Here is a 20,263-nt window from a genome sequence, read left to right as displayed (position 1 = left end):
AAATTTACCGCGTTTTGGTAATTTTTTTCGAATTATTTTTATTCAGGTTGAAACATATGGCGTTGGAAAATACCGTTGAAGCATGTGACTTCGTTATCTTTGGCACCAAAGGTGATCTCGCCCGTCGCAAATTGCTTCCTTCACTATATCAGTTGGAAAGAGCCGGGCTGATACACGCGGATACACGCATTATTGGTGTTGCGCGAAATCAGATGGAACTCAAAGAATATGTCGGGTTGGTAAAAGAAAACCTGCAGGAATTTATGTCCGAGAAGCTGGATGCGGCGGTCTGGAAGACCTTCTCAGCCAAGCTGGACTACCTGTGTGTGGATATGAAGGATCATGCCGGATACGCTGTGTTCAAAGAGCATGTTGATGCTGACCGGACCATGGTGTGCTATCTGGCTACTCCGCATTCCATTTATGGTGATATCTGTAAGGGGCTGCATCAGGCCGGGGTGATCGATCCTTCTATGCGTGTGGTGCTGGAAAAACCTATCGGTCACGATTTGGCTTCTTCTAAGGTGATCAACGAACAGGTTGCGACTTACTTCAAAGAAAACCAGATCTACCGTATAGACCATTATCTCGGCAAAGAAACCGTACTTAACCTGATAGCCCTGCGTTTTGCCAATTCTATTTTTGCGACTAACTGGGACCACAACTGTATCGATCATGTACAGATCAGTGTGGCCGAGTCTGTGGGCATTGAGGGGCGTTGGGGGTATTTCGATGAAGCCGGTCAGATGCGGGATATGGTGCAGAACCACCTGTTGCAGATTTTAAGCCTGATCGCTATGGAGCCGCCGACAACACTGGATGCTGATGCGATTCGCGATGAAAAGCTCAAAGTACTGAAAGCGCTGCGCCCGATCAACAGCTCCAATGTGTCTGAGAAAACGGTACGAGGGCAATATTCGACCGGGTTTGTCAGGGGGCAGGAAGTGCCGGGCTATCTGGAAGAACCTGATGCGAATCAGAAGAGTGAAACAGAGAGCTTTGTGGCACTGAAGGTAGAGCTGGACAACTGGCGTTGGGCCGGAGTGCCATTCTATCTGCGTACCGGTAAGCGGATGCCTACTAAGGTCAGTGAAATTGTGATCTACTTTAAGTCACAGCCCCACAATCTGTTTAAAGACAGCTTCAGCAAATTACCTCCAAATAAACTAACTATCCGCCTGCAGCCCGATGAAGCGGTTGAAGTGACAGTGATGAATAAAGTTCCGGGGTTAACCGGTTCCAGCTCTATGAATCTGCAAAAGACCAAGCTGGATTTGAGCTTCTCGGAAACCTTCAGTGATGAGCGCATCGCTGATGCCTACGAAAAGCTGTTGCTGGAAGTGATGCTGGGCAATCAGGCATTGTTTGTTCGCCGTGATGAAATCGAACAGGCCTGGACCTGGGTTGATGGCATTATCGACGCCTGGAATAACAGCAATGAACCACCAGAGGCTTATCAGGCGGGCACCTGGGGGCCAGTGGCCTCTATTGCCTTATTGGCACGTGACGAAAGAGCCTGGTATGAGAGCAAAGTAGGCAGGAAAACGAAATGAAAAAGAATCTTTTCAGCAGTGCTCAAGCACTGAATAAGAGCTTTGCAGAGCGTATTGTCACATTGCTGAAGCAGGGCATTGAAAACAATGGCCGGGCCAGTTTAATTGTGTCCGGGGGCAGAACGCCTCAGGCGCTGTTTGCCGAGCTGAGCGAGACGGACCTGGATTGGTCGAAAGTAGTGGTAAGCCTGGCGGATGAACGCTGGGTGGAGACCTCAGATGATGCCAGTAATGAGAAAATGGTGCGAGAGCATTTGCTCAGGGGCAAGGCAGGGAAAGCGACGTTTGTCGGGCTTAAAACCGAGGCTGAGAACGCTGAAGACGGGGTAGCAAGTTGTATTGAACATCTGAGTCAGATACCCATGCCTTTTGATGTGCTGATTCTGGGGATGGGTGAAGACGGCCATACCGCCTCTTTGTTCCCTTGTTCAGCGCAGATCAGTCATGGCCTGGATCGTGATAATCAGGATGCCTATCTGGCCGTGCAACCCACTACGGCACCTAACTGGCGTATGTCATTGTCACTCACTGCGCTGCTTAACAGCAGACAGGTGTTTTTGCATTTACAGGGTGACAAGAAAAAGGCCGTGTTGGATCAGGCATTGGCCGGAACTGACGAATTCGAGATGCCCATCAGAGCCGTATTAAGTAATACGGATGTGGAGTTGATGTGGGCACCCTAAAACAGGAGAAATCCATGAATCCAACTATCCAGAAAGTCACCGACAGGATTATTAAGCGCAGTCAGAAAACCCGCGACGAATATCTTCAGAAGATTGATAAAGCCCGTCGTGAGGGCCCGCACCGTGGGGTGCTGTCCTGTGGGAACCTGGCCCATGGTTTTGCTGCCTGTAATCAGGATGATAAGTCTTCTTTGCGTAGTATGACCAAGGCGAATCTGGCCATTGTCTCTGCGTATAACGACATGCTTTCTGCTCACCAGCCTTACGAAACATACCCGCAGTTACTCAAACAGGCGGTGCAAGAGGTTGGCAGTGTGGCGCAGTTTGCCGGTGGGGTACCGGCCATGTGTGACGGTGTAACCCAGGGTAATCCCGGGATGGATCTGAGTCTGATGAGCCGCGATGTGATTGCCCAGGCTACCGCCGTAGGCCTTTCACACAATATGTTTGACGGCGCACTGATGATGGGGATCTGTGACAAGATTGTTCCCGGGCTGTTGATCGGCTCTTTGAGCTTTGGGCATCTGCCCACGGTATTTGTGCCAGCCGGGCCGATGCCATCAGGTATTCCTAATAAAGAGAAAGCGCGGGTGCGCCAGGCTTATGCCGAAGGCAAGGCCAGTCGTGAAGACCTGCTTGAAGCAGAATCTAATTCCTACCACTCGGCAGGCACCTGCACGTTCTACGGTACTGCCAACAGCAATCAGATGGTGGTTGAGATCATGGGGCTGCATTTGCCCGGCTCCTCGTTTGTTAATCCGGGTACTCCCCTTCGTGATGCGCTGACCAAAGCGGCTGCCGTGCAGGCAACCCGCCTGACGGATCTCGGTGATAATTACATGCCTATTGGTCACATTGTCGACGCAAAAGCCATTGTTAACGGGCTTGTTGGCCTGCTGGCTACTGGTGGCTCCACTAATCACACTATGCATCTGGTAGCGGTTGCTCGTGCAGCAGGCTTTTTGATTAACTGGGACGATTTTTCCGATATTTCCAATGCCGTTCCGTTGATGACAAAGATTTACCCCAATGGCTCTGCGGACATTAACCACTTTACCGCTGCCGGTGGTACTGCACTATTGATACGGGAGTTGTTAGATGCCGGGCTGTTGCATGAAGATGTAAACACTATTTGCGGCAAAGGCCTGCGTCGTTATACACAAGAACCCATACTTGAAGATGGCAAACTGGTATGGCGTGACGGACCGGAAAAATCCCTGGATCCGGAAGTACTGGCCAGTGTTGATGCGCCCTTCAAACCCAACGGTGGTTTAAGTGTGCTGAACGGTAATCTTGGCCGTGGCGTGATCAAAACCTCGGCGTTGCGAGACAACAAAACACATATCAAGGCACCTGCGGTGGTATTTGAAGATCAGTTTGATCTTAATCGCGCCTTTAAAGCCGGTGAGCTGGACAAGGACTGTATCGTTGTGGTGCGCTTTCAGGGCCCTAAGGCCATCGGCATGCCCGAGTTGCACAGTCTGACACCACCACTGGGCGTATTGCAGGACCGGGGCTACAAAGTCGCGTTAGTCACAGACGGACGTATGTCAGGGGCATCCGGGAAGGTTCCCGCTGCCATCCATGTGACACCCGAAGCCTACGATGGCGGCCTGCTGGCCAAAGTACACAATGGCGATATGATTGAGCTCAACGCCGATACGGGCGAAATCAGCCTGCTGGTTGATGATAAAGAGCTGGCACAGAGAGAGAACCAGCCAGCAGATATTGAACACCACCTCCAGGGAATGGGGCGTGAATTGTTTGCCGGGATGCGCTCTAATCTGACCGGTGCAGAAGAGGGCGCCTGCTCCTTGTTTGTGAAGCAGGAGCAGGCACTGTGAAGGCAAGTTTTGTAGCTGATGTCGGTGGAACCAATATCCGGCTGGCTAAAGTCATTGATGGCCAGCTAAGTGATATTGAAAAGTATCTCTGTAATGACTTTGACACTATCAGTGATGCCATTGAGCACTACTGTAGTGGTCATGCTGACACCGAATTTGTTGCCGGTTGTATCGCTATTGCCTGCCCGGTAGATAAAGATGTGATCAAGATGACCAACCATCACTGGCAGTTTTCCAAAAGCCAGTTACAACAGGACCTCGGTTTAAACTGGCTGGGGGTCATCAATGACTATACGGCTATTTCTATGTCTCTGCCTCAGCTCAGCGGTGATCAGAAGCTGCAGATAGGTGGTGGGGCACCCGTCGAGAACCAGCCGATTGCGGTATTTGGTCCGGGAACCGGGCTGGGTGTAGGGCATCTGGTGATGACCACTGAAGGCTGGATGAGCCTCGATGGTGAGGGCGGTCATGTGGATTTCGCCCCGACGGATGAGATGGACCTGGTGGTGTGGCAATTCCTGCGTACCAAATACGGCCATGCTTCCGCCGAAGAAGTGTTGTCAGGCCGCGGGCTGGTGCAGATATACCAGGCCATTGCTGAACACCAGGAGCGTTTTGCAGACCTTACTGAGCCTGCGGATATCACCGAGCGAGCACTTGGCAATCGATGTGATCTTTGTGTCGCAACATTGCACCAGTTTTGCCGCATAATGGGCAGCTTTGCCGGTAACCTGGCTCTTAATCTTGGCACCTTCGGTGGTGTTTATATCGCCGGTGGTATTGCCTCCCGCTTTGTCGATTTTCTGGTGCACAGCGAATTTCGTACTCGTTTTGAAGCCAAGGGGCGTTTTGCACCCTATGTGGCAGACATACCCACTTATCTGATTACTGAGCCTGAACATGGCTTGATTGGCACATCTGCCTATCTGACGCAGCATTACAAAGGTTAATTTCATGAACAAAGACTGGATGATTTCTTCTGAGCAACTCTTCAATCAGGGGCCTGTAGTGCCGGTTCTGGTGATAAAAGAGGTTGCTCATGCGGTACCACTGGCCAAGGCCCTTATTGAAGGGGGGATTCGGGTACTGGAAGTCACGTTACGTACTCCTGCGGCACTGGATGTGATCCGGGAGATAGCCGATAAAGTGCCCGAGGCGATGATAGGTGCAGGTACAGTAACCAATGCTGCTCAGTTAAAAGAAGTGGCAGAAGCCGGCGCCAAGTTTGCCATCAGTCCGGGTCTCACTACAGAGCTGCTGGAAGCCGGCAACGAGGCCAATATTGCCCTGATTCCTGGCGTATCTTCTATCTCTGAACTGATGAAGGGGCGGGATCTGGGTTACACCCACTTTAAATTCTTCCCGGCCGAAGCCTCCGGAGGTATAAAAGCACTTAAATCCATTGGCGGGCCATTTCCTGATGTGGTGTTTTGCCCCACAGGCGGCATTTCCGCAAATAATTATCTGGATTATCTGGCACTGCCTAATGTACGCTGTGTGGGCGGTTCCTGGCTGGCTCCGGATGATGTGGTTGAAGCTGGCAACTGGAGCAGAATCACCGAACTGGCTACTCAGGCTGTTAAAGGTGCGGGTGCGGTAACCGAATCCTGAGATCCCGCCACCGGGCCTTGCTGATGACACGACTGGCAAGGCCTTCTCTTTCCTTACGTCACTTTTTTACGCAGTTAAAGATACTGAATCTAGTTGTTCTGCTCTGAAAAAAGAATAGAGAAATATGCAGTACATCCAATCAGATTATTAATTGTACGGTGAGATTCACACCGTTACCTTTAACTGAATAGAAATAAAGAGCAATCGACCTGGTTGTGTTTATTATTATCCAATCGTCTGTGTCAGTATATGTGTTTCGCCAGCCTGCAGGCTCTTGCCCTGTGTAATGGCGGTTTCAACACACAGCATGTGCTTATAGTGCTGGTCAGGCATATCTGCCATTTGACGGACTTTTTCCGGGCCGGGGTTCCACACAACGATACTGTCGTGGCCTGCTGAGCCAATGGTGGTTTGGTCTTTATCTTCTTGTAACAGTACTTTTTGTGCGCTACTCAGGTGAATCCGATCTGTTTCTCCCGAGATAGTATAAGGAGCGGGAGTGGTCTGCAGGCTGTTCTGCTGTACTTTATCAATATACTCACCGCTCAGACCCTGTATCTGAGCCTGACTGATGTCGCTGAGGTTAAAGTAGCTATGCAGCGCTGCACGAAATTCAAAGGGAGTGTCGCCTGTATTCCGGGTCACCAGGCTGATACTTAACTGTTCGCTGACAACAATAACCAATGACACATCGGCGTCGCCATCAAACCCTTCACCTTCAACTTGCCCGGGCGTCAGCACCAACTCAGTGCGATTAGGTTCATCATCAATTCGGCCAATATGCCAAGTCTGATTGCGTAAAAAACCATGGGCGGGAAGACCAGGTTGCTGGTGGGCAGCAAACCAGGGCCAGCAAACGGGAATACCACCACGAATCGCTTTACTGCCATCCATAACCGCATCAGGGCTAAGCCACAGTCGCTGACGGTTGTCAGCTTTTGGTACAAAACTGAGAATGTGCCCGCCAAACAGCGACAGCTCAAGGCTGGCTGCCTGATTATCCACATTGATTAGTTTCAGTCCCTGATCTGAAGTGCGCTGAGACACATTGGCGGAAAGTTTCACAAAGTTCCCCTCATTAATAAAATAAGGCGACCGCAGTCGCCTTGTTTTATATTTTATTTTTAAATCAAAGGCTTAACCAATACTGTGCATTGTCGAGCATACGGTTACTGAAGCCCCATTCGTTATCATACCATGACATGACTTTGACCAGGTTGCCCTGTACTTTAGTCTGAGTGGCATCAAAGATAGATGAATAAGGAACGTGATTAAAATCTACCGAAACCAGCGGCAGCTCATTCACCGCAAGAACTTCACTCATGGGCGACTTTGCTGCAGCATCGGCGATGATTTTATTCACTTCTTCAACACTGGTCTCGCGGCTGGCAACGAAGTTCAGATCGACCACAGATACATTGAGTACCGGTACCCTTACTGCCATACCATCGACTTTACCATTGAGTTCGGGTACCACTAAACCTACTGCCGCAGCAGCACCTGTTTTAGCAGGGATCATAGACATAGCGGCAGCGCGGGCGCGGCGAACATCGGTGTGATATACATCACTTAAGCGCTGATCATTGGTGTAAGCATGAATGGTCGTCATCAACCCGTTTTCGATGCCAAGAGCGTCATTCAGGGGCTTGGCGATAGGCGCCAGGCAGTTAGTGGTACAGGACGCGTTGGAAATAACCGTCATATCTGACGTCAGCACATCATGGTTAACGCCATAGACCACAGTAGCGTCTACATCTTTGCCCGGTGCAGAAATAATGACTTTTCTGGCGCCAGCCTGAATATGCATTTCGGCATCAGCTTTTTTAGTAAACAGGCCCGTGCACTCAAAGACGACATCGATACCCAGTTCTTTCCAGGGTAAATCAGCAGGATTGCGCTCACTAAAAGTAAGAATTTTGTCGTCATTGATATAAATTGCCTGTTCATCATGATCGACTTTAGCGGCAAAACGTCCGTGAGCGGTATCATACTTAACCAGATGGGCGTTTATGGCAGCATCACCGAGATCATTGATAGCAACAATTTGCAGATCATATTTTTTTTCTGCTTCGTACAGGCCCCGCAATATATTGCGTCCTATGCGACCAAAACCATTGATAGCGACTTTAATTGTCATCTGGACTCCTTATTTGCTGTTCATATGAAAATAAATTACAGAAATTATGGATCAAACTGCCGGATAAGGCAAAACAATGTCATATTATTGTTGTTAAATTACAGCGACGGATGTGTGCAAAGGGAACCGGCATGAGCTATGTTAGATTTCTGATAAATACTCAGCCTGCATATCAACCCCATTTAGGTGTCAAGAATTAATGAAATTATCGCTAGTCGATCAGCTCGCCGAAATGCGTGGCATTGAATCCAATTATATTGATGCCTGGGGCAAACCCATGGAAGTCGAGCCGCAGAGTAAAGTTCGTATACTCGAGGCCATGGGGTATGTCATAGAAGATGAACAGAAACTTCAACAACAGCTCGGGCAGGAGTCTGAGCAAGCCTGGCTGGAGCCGCTGGACCCGGTACTGGTTAAACGCCAGGGTGAACAGCTGGTGCTGGCATTGCGACTGCCAATTGAGCTGGTCAATGACGAGATGATCCTGCGTATTGTGGACGAGCAGGGCGCATTGGCTGACCAACGAATAGTGGCGTCTGATGGGGTGTTGATCGATGCGACCCACATCCAGGACGGTGAATTCCAGGAGTACCTGATAGAAATCAGTACGACGGTGGAGCAGGGATATCATCAACTCAGATTGCTAGCTGACGATGAAGATGAAATCGCCTGTATGCGATTGATCATTGCGCCCCCTGCTTGCTACAAACCCGATGCCATTAAAAAGGGTGACAAGGTATGGGGCCTTAGCGTGCAGCTCTATTGCCTGCGTAGCGAACGTAATTGGGGAGTGGGCGATTTTTCTGATCTGTGTTTCCTGCTCGGCGAAGCTGCAGAGCGGGGAGCACAGTTTGTTGGTCTGAATCCCATTCATGCTCTGTACCCGGCGAATCCGGATGCTTGCAGTCCATATGGCCCTTCATCCCGGCGCTGGCTGAATTTCATTTATCTTGATGTCAGCGCGATTGAAGGATACGGGCACCCTGAAGTGCAAAAGCTTATCAGCAGCGGTGAGTTTCAGGCCCGGCTCGGGCATTTGCGGGATGCGGATTATGTAGACTACCAGGGAGTTATGGCGCTAAAACTTGAGGCGCTGAATCTGTTATTTGAGCACTATAACAACCAATATCTCAAAGGTAATACCCGGCAGAACAGGGCTTTTAAAGCTTTCGTTGATACCGGCGGTGAAAGTTTGCAGATTCTGGCCTGTTACGATGCCCTGCAGGCACATCTGAAACAACAGGGTAAAGACTATTGGGGCTGGCCGGTATTTCCCGAGGCAGTAAAACAATACGGCACACCGCAAGTTGAAAAATTTAAAAAGACTCATAGCCAACAAATTAAGTTCTTTTTATTTTTACAGTGGCAGGCCTCAATACAGCTGGAAAACGCGCATAAACTGGCAGCGGAAAAACAGATGTGCATCGGCATCTACCGTGATCTGGCTGTAGGCGTCAGTGAAGGCGGTGCTGAAATTTGGGGCAATCAATCACTCTATGCCACCGATGCCAGTGTCGGTGCCCCACCGGATATACTTGGCCCCTTGGGTCAGGACTGGGGGCTGCCACCTATGGATCCTAAACAGCTTTATCGGCAGCAGTATCAGCCCGTTATAGATTTATTCCGCTCCAATATGCAGTCTTGCGGTGCGTTGCGTATTGACCACGTTATGGCGTTGTTACGCTTGTGGTGGGTGCCCAAGGGCAATAATGCGAAAACGGGCAGTTATGTTTACTATCCGGTGGACGATTTACTCGCCATCCTGGCACTTGAAAGCGAACGCAATAAGGTGTTGGTTATCGGTGAAGATTTGGGAACGGTGCCGGAAGAAATTCGTGAAACGCTGACCAATAACGGTGTGTATTCATATCGGGTGTTCTTTTTCGAACAGGCTAAAGATGGCGGTTTCTTCTCTCCGTCTCATTATCCTGAACAGTCAATGGCGACGCTCACTACACATGATATGCCGACTCTGACTGGTTATTGGCATTGTCTGGACCTTGAACTGGGCAAGACCCTGAATCTATATCCGTCTGAGGAGATCTTGCGCAGTCTTTATGATTCCCGCCACAATAATAAACAGCGGATCCTGGATTCTTTGCATGCCCATGGTTCGATTCCAGACTGGATCGGGCGCGAGGTTGAGCAGGTTGGTATGAGTAAGGAACTGAATCATGGGCTGCAGATGCATATGGCATCGGGTAGCAGTGCGCTGCTGAGCTTGCAACTGGAAGACTGGCTGGAAATGGATAAACCGGTGAATGTGCCGGGAACCTACTCTGAGTATCCCAACTGGCAACGTAAACTCAGTAAACCGCTGGAGTCTGTTTTCAGTCGTGGCGAATTGCAGGACCTCGCCCGGGGGCTTACCGAGCGAAGAAAGCACGTAAGCGAGGGAGATTAGCATGAATCAGGCGAATATTGAGCAACTGGCCCAGGCTTCCTGTTCAGATCCGTTTGCTTGCCTGGGTCACCAGCATACAGAGCATGGGGATGTGATTAATGCCTGGTTGCCGGGTGCCAGGCAGGTGAAAGTAAGGTCGCTCGGGTCGGGCAAACTGCTTGGTGAGGCCAGTTCTGAGGGAGACAGTAGCTTTTTTTGCCTGACGCTGAAGACTAAAACGCCCATTCAGCCGTACTATTTTGACGTGTCGACAAAAGAGGGGGGCTACAAGCGGGTCGACCCGTATCAGTTTCAGGAACAGGCTTACCATGCGGTGCATTTTGTCGATCATCAGCCCCATAATGTATATAGCCAGCTGGGTGCGCAGTTGCTTAAGCTGGATACCGGGCTGTCAGAAACTGTCTGTGGCACCCGGTTTGCCGTGTATGCGCCGAATGCTTCCGCCGTATCGTTAATTGGTGAATTCAACTGGTGGGACGGCTCCGCGTTGCCGATGCAAAAAACCGATTTAGGTTATTGGGTGTTGTTTGTTCCCGGTATTGAGGAGGGTGCCCGGTATAAATACCAGCTCAAAGACCGATACGGGAATGTCTTGCCACATAAAGCCGATCCGGTGGGCTTTTATGCCGACCAATATCCCTCTCATGCATCCCTGGTATATGATCATGATCAATATCAGTGGCAGGATGAAAGCTGGCGCGAACAAGCTGAGAAGAACAAATATACTCACCCCATGAGCATCTACGAGGTTCAGCTGGGGTCATGGAAACGTAAAATACAGGGGAACGAAGCTTCATATCTGAGCTACCGGGAATTGGCAGAGCAATTGATTCCTTATGTGAAACATATGGGCTACACCCACCTGGAACTATTGCCTGTGTCTGAATATCCCTTTGATGGTTCCTGGGGCTATCAACCTGTTGGCCTGTTTGCGCCGACCAGCCGTTTTGGCTGCCCGGATGATTTTAAGTATTTTGTCGATCAGTGTCACCAACAGGGAATCGGTGTGATCATTGACTGGGTTCCTGCACATTTCCCCGAAGATGGTCATGGTCTGGCACGATTTGATGGTACACATGTGTACGAATATGAGGATCCACGCAAAGGCTGGCATCCGGACTGGAATTCCTGCATTTATGATTTCGGTAAAGATACCGTGCGTCAGTTTCTTGTTGCCAGTGCGTTATACTGGCTTGATAAGTTTCACATTGACGGTCTGCGTGTTGATGCCGTGGCCTCCATGCTTTACCTCGACTATTCCCGGGAAGAGGGAGAATGGGTACCCAATGTTGACGGTGGTAATCATAATTATGAAGCCATCAGTCTGCTTAAATGGATGAATGAGGAAGTTTACAAGGCCTTTCCCCACGCCATGACTATAGCTGAGGAATCCACCTCATTTGCCAGGGTGTCCCGGCCTGTATTTGAAGGGGGCTTAGGTTTTGGCTTTAAATGGAATATGGGCTGGATGCATGATTCACTGCACTACATTACCAAAGACCCGTCTTATCGCCGCTACCATCATAATGAAATGACCTTCTCAATGGTTTACGCCTTTGATGAGAACTTCGTCCTGCCGCTTTCCCATGATGAAGTGGTACATGGTAAAGGGTCACTGCTACGCAAGATGCCCGGTGATGAATGGCAACAGGCTGCAAACCTGCGCTGTTATGCGGCCTTTATGTATGCGCATCCCGGCAAAAAGCTTAACTTTATGGGAAATGAAATTGGTCAGGCGGCGGAGTGGAATCATGACAGCTCTATACAATGGCATTTACTCGACTTTGATAAACATCTGGGTATTCAGACGCTTTACCGGAAATTAAATCACCTTTATCGCCAGACACCGGCGCTGTACGAATGTGACCATCAGCCCCATGGCTTTGAGTGGATCGATCATCATAATGCTGAGCAGAGTATTCTGTCATTTATGCGCAAATCTGCCGATGGACGCCAGAAAGTTTATGCAATCAGCAATTTTACCCCGGTGCCCAGAGAACACTTTCGACTAGGCGTAGATGAATCCGGAGACTACCAGTTGCTGCTGAATTCTGATGACAGCGACTACTGGGGCAGTGGGTATGAAACTTCAACGCATCTTGAGGCCGAGCTTCAGCCCTGGCATGGCAGGGCTCATTCCGTGCGTTTTAACCTGCCGCCATTAGCGACATTATACCTGCTATACAATGCTGATGAATGATAAGTATCGGGTAAATAACGGCGTGCCTGAACCTCTGGGCGCTGCCCTTACAGATGCCGGCTGCAACTTTGCAGTACATGCTCCGCGAGCACAGAGAGTGACATTGTGTTTCTTTCATCGGGATACCGAAGAGCCATTGTTTGAAGTGGAGATGCCGGTCAAAACCGGTAAAATCTGGCATGTTCATATTGCCGATATCACTGCAGGTATGCTCTATGGATATCGCCTCGAAGGGCCTGCAAATTCCGACAGGGGGGACCGTTTCGACCCCAATAAACTTTTAATTGACCCCTATGCCCGCTGCCTGAACCGGTCAATGAGCTGGAATGCCCGCCAATACCAAGATGACAGTCAGTTTATGGTCGCTAAAGCTTTAGTGTGTGAGCACCCCGAGCCTTATGCGCTAAGTTCCCGGCCTCATCATGGCATACACGACCTGGTATTGTACGAAGTGCATGTCAAAGGAATCAGCCAACTGCACCCGCAGGTTAATGAGAGCCATCGGGGGAAATATCTTGGGCTGTGCGACTCGGCGATTATCGACCACTTAAAGCAATTGGGCATAACGGCCGTGCAGCTGATGCCGGTGGCGGCCTTTATGCCGGAGCCTTATATTACCGAGAAGGGTCTGACCAACTACTGGGGTTATAATCCGATCAATTTTTTCAGTCCCGATCCCCGTTATGCAGTTGAGGATCCGGTGACTGAATTCAGAAATATGGTACAGGCTCTGCACCAGGCGGGAATTGAAGTGATCCTGGATGTGGTGTTCAATCACACCGCAGAAGGCGGAAACGAAGGGCCCGTGCTGAGCTTTAAGGGATTTGATAACCAGTCATATTACCTGTTTGAACAAAGTGAGTTTGGTATTCCTGACTTCCACCGCTATCTGAATAATTCAGGCTGTGGTAATACCGTTAACACAGCACATCCGGTTGTCATGAAACTGGTACTGGATGCACTGCGCTACTGGGTGGAATACATGGGCGTGGACGGCTTTCGATTCGATCTGGCTGCAGGACTGGGCCGCGACCCTTATGACTATACCATTCAGTCGGGATTTTTACGGGCTATCCGTCAGGATCCGGTACTCAGCAATACCCACCTGATTGCTGAGCCCTGGGACATAGGCATGGGCGGATACCGGCTAGGTCAGTTTCCATCACACTGGCATGAGTGTAATGACAAATACCGCGATCAGGTACGTTCATTCTGGCGTGGCGATAAGGGGATGACCAGTGCTTTTGCCACCCGTTTGTTAGGCTCCCGTGATATTTTTCATAAGGGCCACCGCAGCATTCACAGTTCGGTGAATATGATCACCTATCACGACGGCTTCACATTGCAGGATCTGGTTTCTTACAATGAACGACACAACGAAGAAAATCTGGAGCAGAGTCGTGACGGCCATGGCCATAATGTGTCAGCCAATCATGGTGCAGAGGGGCCTACAGAGGACGAGAATATCCTTGCCTTAAGAGAGCGTCAGAAACGTAACCTGTTTGCCACCCTGCTGTTTTCACAGGGCATCCCCCATATTCTTGGCGGGGATGAGCTAAGCCGCACACAGGGAGGAAATAACAATGCCTATTGTCAGGACAATGAGATCAATTGGTGGAACTGGGACCTGACTCGTCGCACCAGTGATTTTTTAGCTTTTTGTAAGAAAGCGATCCATCTGCGCAGACAGAGTGATCTGTTAAACCATCTGAATCTGCAGGATGATGATTACAGTAATCAGTTTAATGTAGAAAAAGTGGGCTGGTATCGTCCCGATGGAGCCAGAAAAGTAGTGGATGACTGGCATGATGAAAATAATCAGGCTTTCGCTGTGGAGTTAAAGGGGGAGGGGGTTCAGCCAGAGCATTGGCTGATACTGTTTAATGCCAGTGAGCATGATGTGGAATTTCATTTGCCGTCAAAGGATACCAACTGGTACTTATTGCTCAACACTGCCGAAACGGCTCTTTCAGCCTGCACTGAGTCAGGCTATTGCAGCCAGTTTACTCTGGCTTACAAAAGTCTTTGCGTGCTTGCAGACAGGCTCACGTCAACGAGGCTGCAAAGCGCATTTGAGGACGCCGGAACTGGCACTTAAAGTGTGTTTAGGTATGATACCCAAAATACCATAAAGTGCCGATTTCAGCGGGTGATAGAAACGCTTTAGACAAGGCAGGTGTTGGAAGGTCTGGTGGTTCCAAATCGACAATACCTAACGCAGTATAAAGCGTTTCTGGCCCCGCCCTTCGGGAGTCAATGGGCGCTGCCACTGCTGCGTTGCACTGGTTAGAAAGGTAGACGACATTCCTTCACCAGTGCGCCTTGCATTGAAAGCGCCCAGTGACTCTGAAACTGGCACTTTATGGTATATTGGGTATATAATCCGGCGCAATTTTTTGGCTCTGGTGGCCGAACGACAATAAACAGGACGCACAGATGACAGACGATAAGCAGCTTTGTGACATTGGTTTTATTGGCCTGGGGGTGATGGGGAAAAATCTGACGCTGAACCTGGCCGACAATGGATACCGTATCGCCTGTTTCGATCTTGATCAGACCAAAGTTGACGGGATCCTGGCGCAGGACACAGCCGAGCGAGGCAACAAAGCGGCCCGTATCATTGGTTGCCGTTCTTACACAGAGTTACTGTCCCGACTCAAAGCACCTCATTTGATCATCGTCTCTGTGCCTGCCGGTGAGCCCGTCGATCACGTCTGCAATCACCTGATTGATGCGGGTATTGGTGCGGATGATATTGTTGTCGATACCGGTAATAGCCTTTGGACAGATTCAGTTGCCAGAGAACAGCACTTTAAAGGCAAGTTTATTTTCTTCTCCACCGCTGTATCCGGGGGGGAAGTAGGAGCCCGATTCGGCCCCTCTCTGATGCCATCAGGGGACCCCTATGCCTGGACCCGGATCAAACCGGTCTGGGAAGCCATTTCTGCCAAAGTGGATCCCGCTACGGGCAAACCTCTGCCTGCCAAAGGGCCGGGGCAACCGGTTACAGACGGGGAGCCCTGTGCTACCTATATTGGTCCGGTGGGCGCCGGCCATTATGTCAAAATGGTGCATAACGGCATTGAGTACGCGGATATGCAGTTGATCTGTGAAGCGTATCAGGTAATGCGTCAGGGGCTGGCAATGTCACCGAAAGATATCGCGGCGACATTCAGGCAGTGGAATCAGGGCGTGTTAAACAGTTATCTGATTGAAATCAGCGCCGAGGTGCTTGAAAAGCAGGACCGGGAAACGGGTAAGCCGCTTGTCGATATGATTATGGATAAAGCGGGCCAGAAAGGAACCGGTTTATGGACTGCGGTTAGCGCTTTGCAGGTGGGTAGCCCGGCACAGACCATTGCTCAGGCTGTTTTTGCCCGCAGCATTTCCAGTCTGAAGAAAGAGCGTGTGCATGCAGCTTCTATGCTCAAAGGCCCTGAACCTGTGGAACTGAGTAGCGCGGAAAAGCAACAGGCCGTTGATAATCTTCAGGACGCTTTATATTGCTCAAAAATCTGTGCTTATGCACAGGGGTTTCAGCTGATGGATATGGCCAGCAAGGAACACGGCTGGAAACTGGATTTTGCTGAAATCGCTAAAATCTGGCGTGCAGGTTGTATTATTCGCGCGGTATTTTTGCAATCCATTACTCAGGCCTATGCTAACAATGATGAACTGGCCAACCTGTTGCTCGACCCATTTTTTGCCAGCCAGATCCAGGCATTTCAGAGTAAGTGGCGTCAGGCAGTGGCGGACGCAACATTGATGGGGATTCCCTGCGCAGCCATGTCGTCGGCACTCAATTATTATGATTCATATCGCAGTGAAATCTTACCTGCTAATTTGTTGCAGGGTCAGCGTGATTATTTTGGTGCGCATACATTTGAACGTGTTGATATGCCGGAAGGGCGAAAATTCCATGTGGAATGGAGCCAGCCGGGGCAACCTCAGGTGCAAATCAAAAAATAATTGTTGAAAGTTTATTACAATAAGAGCGCAAGTCGTTTTAATAAACAACGCCAGCGAGAGCACCCGAAAAACACGCAAAAAATAGAATTTTTCGATGTTTAGCGGGTGTAAATCAGGAGTTTTTCTGCCGGATGCACGTGTTTCAAGTGTTCTGGTGTTTTATTTGAACTGCATGGCTGTTCAGGGGGCTCTGAAGCGCCCTTCGTTCAGTTGCTCGATAATTGTATCGGCTTTGTCCTCTATGGGTCCTGATTGCCTCGATTGCTGATGCAAAATCACTTCAATACTGGTCAGATTGAGATCTTCTACGCCAAATTCCCGGCCAACGTAACCCCACAGATACGCCCAGTCAAACTGCTCTTCTTTCATAAATAAGCTGCTCAGGCTGAGAAAAATCTCATTGTCGATGTCGTCCCCTTCGCCATACAACTCCAGCGCGCGATATAACAGCTGAATCGCTTTGATACGATCAAACTTAATGTAATAAGTGGCCAGGGCCACCTGCATTTCAGGATACTCCATCTGTGGTGTATTTTCGTAGGCCAGAAAACCCTTTAATGCATCTTCATTCTGGAAGCGGGACCAATGGTAGTAAAGTAAGTGAGGGCTGTTATTGTTGCGGGTCATCTGCGCCAGACGCTTCAGTTCGCGCTCTGCTGTGAGCAGCCCCTTTACCCGCTCAGACTTTCTTTCTTTAAGTTTGATGTGCTCTATCTGAGACGCTTTAGCAATACACTTTTTATAGGCTTCAAAATTCAGAAGTTGCTCATACGTGCCACGATCAGTCGATGCTCTGGACTGGTTGTATCGGTTTTTGATGATGTTGGCTTTTTCTGCGCGGCACCAACTGTCGGGGTTCAGGTCAGAGCACATCTCAGGGTGTTTTTCACAGATGTCTTTTACCGTTATTGAACCCAGTCCATCGCACGCACTCAGCAGCATCGTCAGTATAGACAGAAGTATGATTTTGCTCATAAGGATTCCGAAATTGAAGAAAAATTACCTACAAATGGCGACTAAATGGACATTTTATGCCGATATTGAAACTTTATCACAATTTGGCTAGGGCCCGGTGTTTCATTAAAATAGCGGCCGCTTCTGACAATGCCAAGTACTTCTGTAGCAGACAACCCGTAAATATGAAGCAAAGCGCTGATGATTTACCTGATTTTAGCTGGCATTGACAGTTCACCGCAGACCCTTAATCAACTGTAACGAAGTAAAGGCTGACTGAATGAATCACCAACATGAGCAAGAACTACTGAATAGCTGGCAGGAAAGACAGGAATACGCTGAGAAAATGCAGCCTCTGCTGGGTAAGTTATATCGGGATAAAGCCGTAGAGATCAATTTGTATGGTCGCCCGCTGCTCGGTGCCAACAGTATCGATATTATCAAAGCCCATCGCATGGTGCGTTTGCATACGGGAAATAAGCTGAGACTGCGTGAAAGCTGGCCATTGCTGGAAGCGATGAGTGAGATGAAGCTGGCTCCGGCGCAGGTTGACCTGGGTAAACTGGCGTATAACTATCATTTCACCGACAAAGCGGCGGGCCGGGATGTACATAGCTATTTACGTGATGAACTGGCACAGATTGTTGATATGGATGATGATCACCAGCCTCAGGACGTGGTGCTTTACGGGTTTGGTCGTATAGGACGTTTGCTGGCCAGGCTGCTAATAGAGCGCCATGGTCGCAATAATAAATTGCGCCTGCGTGCCATCGTGGTGCGCGGTGGAAAAGAAGGCGATCTGGAAAAACGGGCCAGCCTGTTGCGTCGTGATTCTGTGCATGGACCATTTAATGGCAGTATTACCGTTGACCATGAACGTAGCGCGATTAAAGCTAATGGCGCCTATATTCAGGTGATCTATGCCAATAGCCCGGCCGAAGTAGATTATACCCGGTATGGGATTGATGATGCCATTGTCATAGACAACACCGGTATGTGGCGGGATCGTGACGGCCTGGGACAACACCTGACATCCAAAGGTGCGAAAAAGGTATTACTTACCGCCCCCGGCAAAGGTGATATCAAGAACATCGTTTATGGTGTTAATCATCAGGATATTGCCGCTGAAGATCATATTCTGTCTGCTGCCAGTTGCACCACCAATGCGATCACGCCTGTATTAAGGGCGCTGGATGAGCAATTTGGCATCGACAATGGTCATGTGGAGACAGTGCACTCGTATACTAACGACCAGAACCTGATTGATAATTACCACAAAGCCGAACGCCGAGGCCGGGCCGCACCATTGAATATGGTTATTACTGAGACGGGTGCCGCTAAAGCGGTAGCTAAGGCCTACCCCAAGCTTTCTGGCAAACTTACTGGTAACGCCATTCGAGTGCCCACTCCTAACGTCTCACTTGCCATCCTTAACCTGAATCTGGGCAAGGAAGTAAGCCGTGATGAGGTGAATGAATTTTTGAGAAAAGCAGCGCTGTTTACCGACCTGCAGCATCAGATTGATTACACCGCTTCAACCGAATTGGTATCTACGGATCTGGTGGGCTCACGCTTTGCCTCTGTGGTAGATTCTCAGGCGACCATTGCATCAGGTAATCGGGCGACGCTGTATGTCTGGTACGACAATGAGTTTGGCTACAGTTGCCAGGTTATGCGTGTGGTTCAGGATATGGCAGGCCAGCGGGTGCCGACCTTACCTGCCTCAACGGAAAAATTAGGCTGATTTACCCAACCTGATACACGGGGTATTATCCAATAAAGGCTTCTTTAATGAAGCCTTTATTATGTCGTATGCCGGGATAGTCGGGAACAATTACCCGGCGATGTCCATGGATGGACGGGCAGGTGATTATAAGCTACCTCCCTGTAGCTTACCTGCTGCGCAGGCCAGCTAAAGCTGTTCCATGGCGTTCCATACGCCATGGTGCTCCTGCATAACCTGCACTTCCGCCTTCCCTGGCGGTCGGCAGAGAACTGCTCCCTGCGTTATCTGCACTTCCGCCTTCCCTGGCGGTCGGCAGAGAACTGCTCCTTGCGTTATCTGCACTTCCGCCTTCCCTGGCGGTCGTATACCGGGGAGTCGGGAACAGCTCTCCGGCATTGTTTGGGAAAACGGTTATTTTCTGAACCAGCTACGGATGTCGGATACCAGACTGATTCCCTGAGTCAGGCTGCTTTTAACCACAGAATGTGGTGCTAACTGACCTTCAGGCGCTTTGTCTGCCACCCCCCGAGCTTTACCGATCTCTCTTAACCCCATGTAACTGATAATGATGCCCACAACCCAGGGCATGGACTCCACATAGAGTTTACCGGCAAACGTTGCCGGCCCCTGTCCCTCGGTAAACATTCTGGCCAGTGCATCCAGAGCACCGGGATCGGCACTTTCAGGAAAGCGCATTACGCCGAATACATACTCAAAAGCATTAAAAGGCTCAATCCAGCGCTTCAGAAAAGGCAGCCAAGTGACAATCAGATGCTGAATCAGATCGACCATCACCAGAAAGAAAGGAAACAGTACATAGTAGACCATCCAGCGCACGGCCCATGGGCGGGTCGTCATACGCATCATTGCAATATGTGAAGCGGCACCCTGACTGAGGTTCTCTGTCAGGCTTTTGTCGATCAGTCCGATCTCTATGGCCAGACGTTCATTCTGAGCCACATATTTGTCCACTTCTTTAGCCATGATCTCGGCCCAACGATTTTGCTGGTCGACGGGCATGTGCTGTATTTCTGTCTGCAATTCTTCGGGTGTTGATGATAATGACGGTTGGCCGGTAATCTCCTTTACCGCTTCTTTGCCTTTGCTGAAAAGCTCAGACACTTTGCCCACGGCGTTCAGAATACCGGGAATGGCAGCAACAAGTTGCAACATGAGGTTTCT

14 protein-coding genes are annotated in these 20,263 nt (G+C 49.8%); 10 read left to right on the top strand and 4 right to left on the bottom strand.

Annotated elements, in window-relative coordinates; genetic code table 11:
* Positions 1-56: 56 nt before the first annotated feature.
* The 5 genes from zwf to CDA54_RS06155 are packed head-to-tail and all read left to right on the top strand — an operon-like array spanning position 57 to position 5,691.
* Positions 57-1,553 (top strand): glucose-6-phosphate dehydrogenase, encoded by a 1,497-nt coding sequence (gene zwf / locus CDA54_RS06175; protein WP_099034135.1) that lies wholly within the window; start codon positions 57-59, stop codon positions 1,551-1,553.
* Complete coding sequence (gene pgl, locus CDA54_RS06170) at positions 1,550-2,236, top strand: 6-phosphogluconolactonase (protein WP_099034134.1); 687 nt, start codon at positions 1,550-1,552, stop codon at positions 2,234-2,236. Before zwf ends, pgl begins: the two co-directional genes overlap by 4 nt.
* Positions 2,237-2,250: 14 nt before the next feature.
* Positions 2,251-4,080, top strand: a complete 1,830-nt coding sequence (gene edd, locus CDA54_RS06165) for a phosphogluconate dehydratase (protein ID WP_099034133.1) — start codon at positions 2,251-2,253, stop codon at positions 4,078-4,080.
* Positions 4,077-5,030 carry a glucokinase gene (locus CDA54_RS06160; protein WP_099034132.1) on the top strand — a complete coding sequence of 318 codons (954 nt, stop codon included), beginning with the start codon at positions 4,077-4,079 and terminating at the stop codon, positions 5,028-5,030. Before edd ends, CDA54_RS06160 begins: the two co-directional genes overlap by 4 nt.
* 4 nt (positions 5,031-5,034) lie before the next feature.
* The gene (locus CDA54_RS06155) at positions 5,035-5,691 is read left to right on the top strand and encodes a bifunctional 4-hydroxy-2-oxoglutarate aldolase/2-dehydro-3-deoxy-phosphogluconate aldolase (protein ID WP_099034131.1); all 657 of its coding nucleotides are present in this window, start codon (positions 5,035-5,037) and stop codon (positions 5,689-5,691) included.
* A gap of 225 nt (positions 5,692-5,916) precedes the next feature.
* Here CDA54_RS06155 and CDA54_RS06150 read toward each other — a convergent pair whose 3' ends face one another.
* Both CDA54_RS06150 and gap read right to left on the bottom strand, forming a co-directional pair.
* On the bottom strand, positions 5,917-6,756 hold the full coding sequence (locus CDA54_RS06150; protein ID WP_229748105.1) for a D-hexose-6-phosphate mutarotase: 840 nt from the start codon (positions 6,754-6,756) through the stop codon (positions 5,917-5,919).
* A 64-nt stretch (positions 6,757-6,820) separates the two neighbouring features.
* Positions 6,821-7,828, bottom strand: coding sequence for a type I glyceraldehyde-3-phosphate dehydrogenase (gene gap / locus CDA54_RS06145; protein ID WP_099034130.1), 1,008 nt, complete (start codon positions 7,826-7,828; stop codon positions 6,821-6,823).
* A gap of 199 nt (positions 7,829-8,027) precedes the next feature.
* On the opposite strand from gap, the gene malQ reads away from it, so the two are divergent.
* The 4 genes from malQ (at position 8,028) to gndA (ending at position 16,401) form a co-directional block, all read left to right on the top strand.
* On the top strand, positions 8,028-10,232 hold the full coding sequence (gene malQ, locus CDA54_RS06140; protein WP_099034129.1) for a 4-alpha-glucanotransferase: 2,205 nt from the start codon (positions 8,028-8,030) through the stop codon (positions 10,230-10,232).
* Between the two features lies 1 nt (position 10,233).
* Positions 10,234-12,432 (top strand): 1,4-alpha-glucan branching protein GlgB, encoded by a 2,199-nt coding sequence (gene glgB / locus CDA54_RS06135; RefSeq protein ID WP_099034128.1) that lies wholly within the window; start codon positions 10,234-10,236, stop codon positions 12,430-12,432.
* The gene (gene glgX / locus CDA54_RS06130; RefSeq protein WP_373286087.1) at positions 12,419-14,530 is read left to right on the top strand and encodes a glycogen debranching protein GlgX; all 2,112 of its coding nucleotides are present in this window, start codon (positions 12,419-12,421) and stop codon (positions 14,528-14,530) included. Before glgB ends, glgX begins: the two co-directional genes overlap by 14 nt.
* Before the next feature lie 338 nt (positions 14,531-14,868).
* Positions 14,869-16,401 (top strand): NADP-dependent phosphogluconate dehydrogenase, encoded by a 1,533-nt coding sequence (gndA, locus tag CDA54_RS06125; RefSeq protein ID WP_099034127.1) that lies wholly within the window; start codon positions 14,869-14,871, stop codon positions 16,399-16,401.
* A gap of 180 nt (positions 16,402-16,581) precedes the next feature.
* Here gndA and CDA54_RS06120 read toward each other — a convergent pair whose 3' ends face one another.
* A complete protein-coding gene (locus tag CDA54_RS06120; RefSeq protein ID WP_099034126.1) occupies positions 16,582-17,376 on the bottom strand; it encodes a DUF2989 domain-containing protein in 795 nt (264 codons plus the stop codon).
* A 259-nt stretch (positions 17,377-17,635) separates the two neighbouring features.
* Between CDA54_RS06120 and CDA54_RS06115 the strand changes: the two genes are divergently transcribed.
* Positions 17,636-19,099 carry a glyceraldehyde-3-phosphate dehydrogenase gene (locus tag CDA54_RS06115; RefSeq protein ID WP_099034125.1) on the top strand — a complete coding sequence of 488 codons (1,464 nt, stop codon included), beginning with the start codon at positions 17,636-17,638 and terminating at the stop codon, positions 19,097-19,099.
* A 393-nt stretch (positions 19,100-19,492) separates the two neighbouring features.
* On the opposite strand, the gene CDA54_RS06110 is transcribed toward CDA54_RS06115, so the two are convergent.
* The gene (locus CDA54_RS06110; RefSeq protein WP_099034124.1) at positions 19,493-20,254 is read right to left on the bottom strand and encodes a hypothetical protein; all 762 of its coding nucleotides are present in this window, start codon (positions 20,252-20,254) and stop codon (positions 19,493-19,495) included.
* Between the last annotated feature and the right edge of the window lie 9 nt (positions 20,255-20,263).

This window comes from Lacimicrobium alkaliphilum (assembly GCF_002591895.1).
Classification (GTDB): domain Bacteria; phylum Pseudomonadota; class Gammaproteobacteria; order Enterobacterales; family Alteromonadaceae; genus Lacimicrobium; species Lacimicrobium alkaliphilum.
The sequence above is the reverse complement of the archived record's forward strand: the minus strand, read 5'-3'. Positions and strand labels throughout refer to the sequence as shown.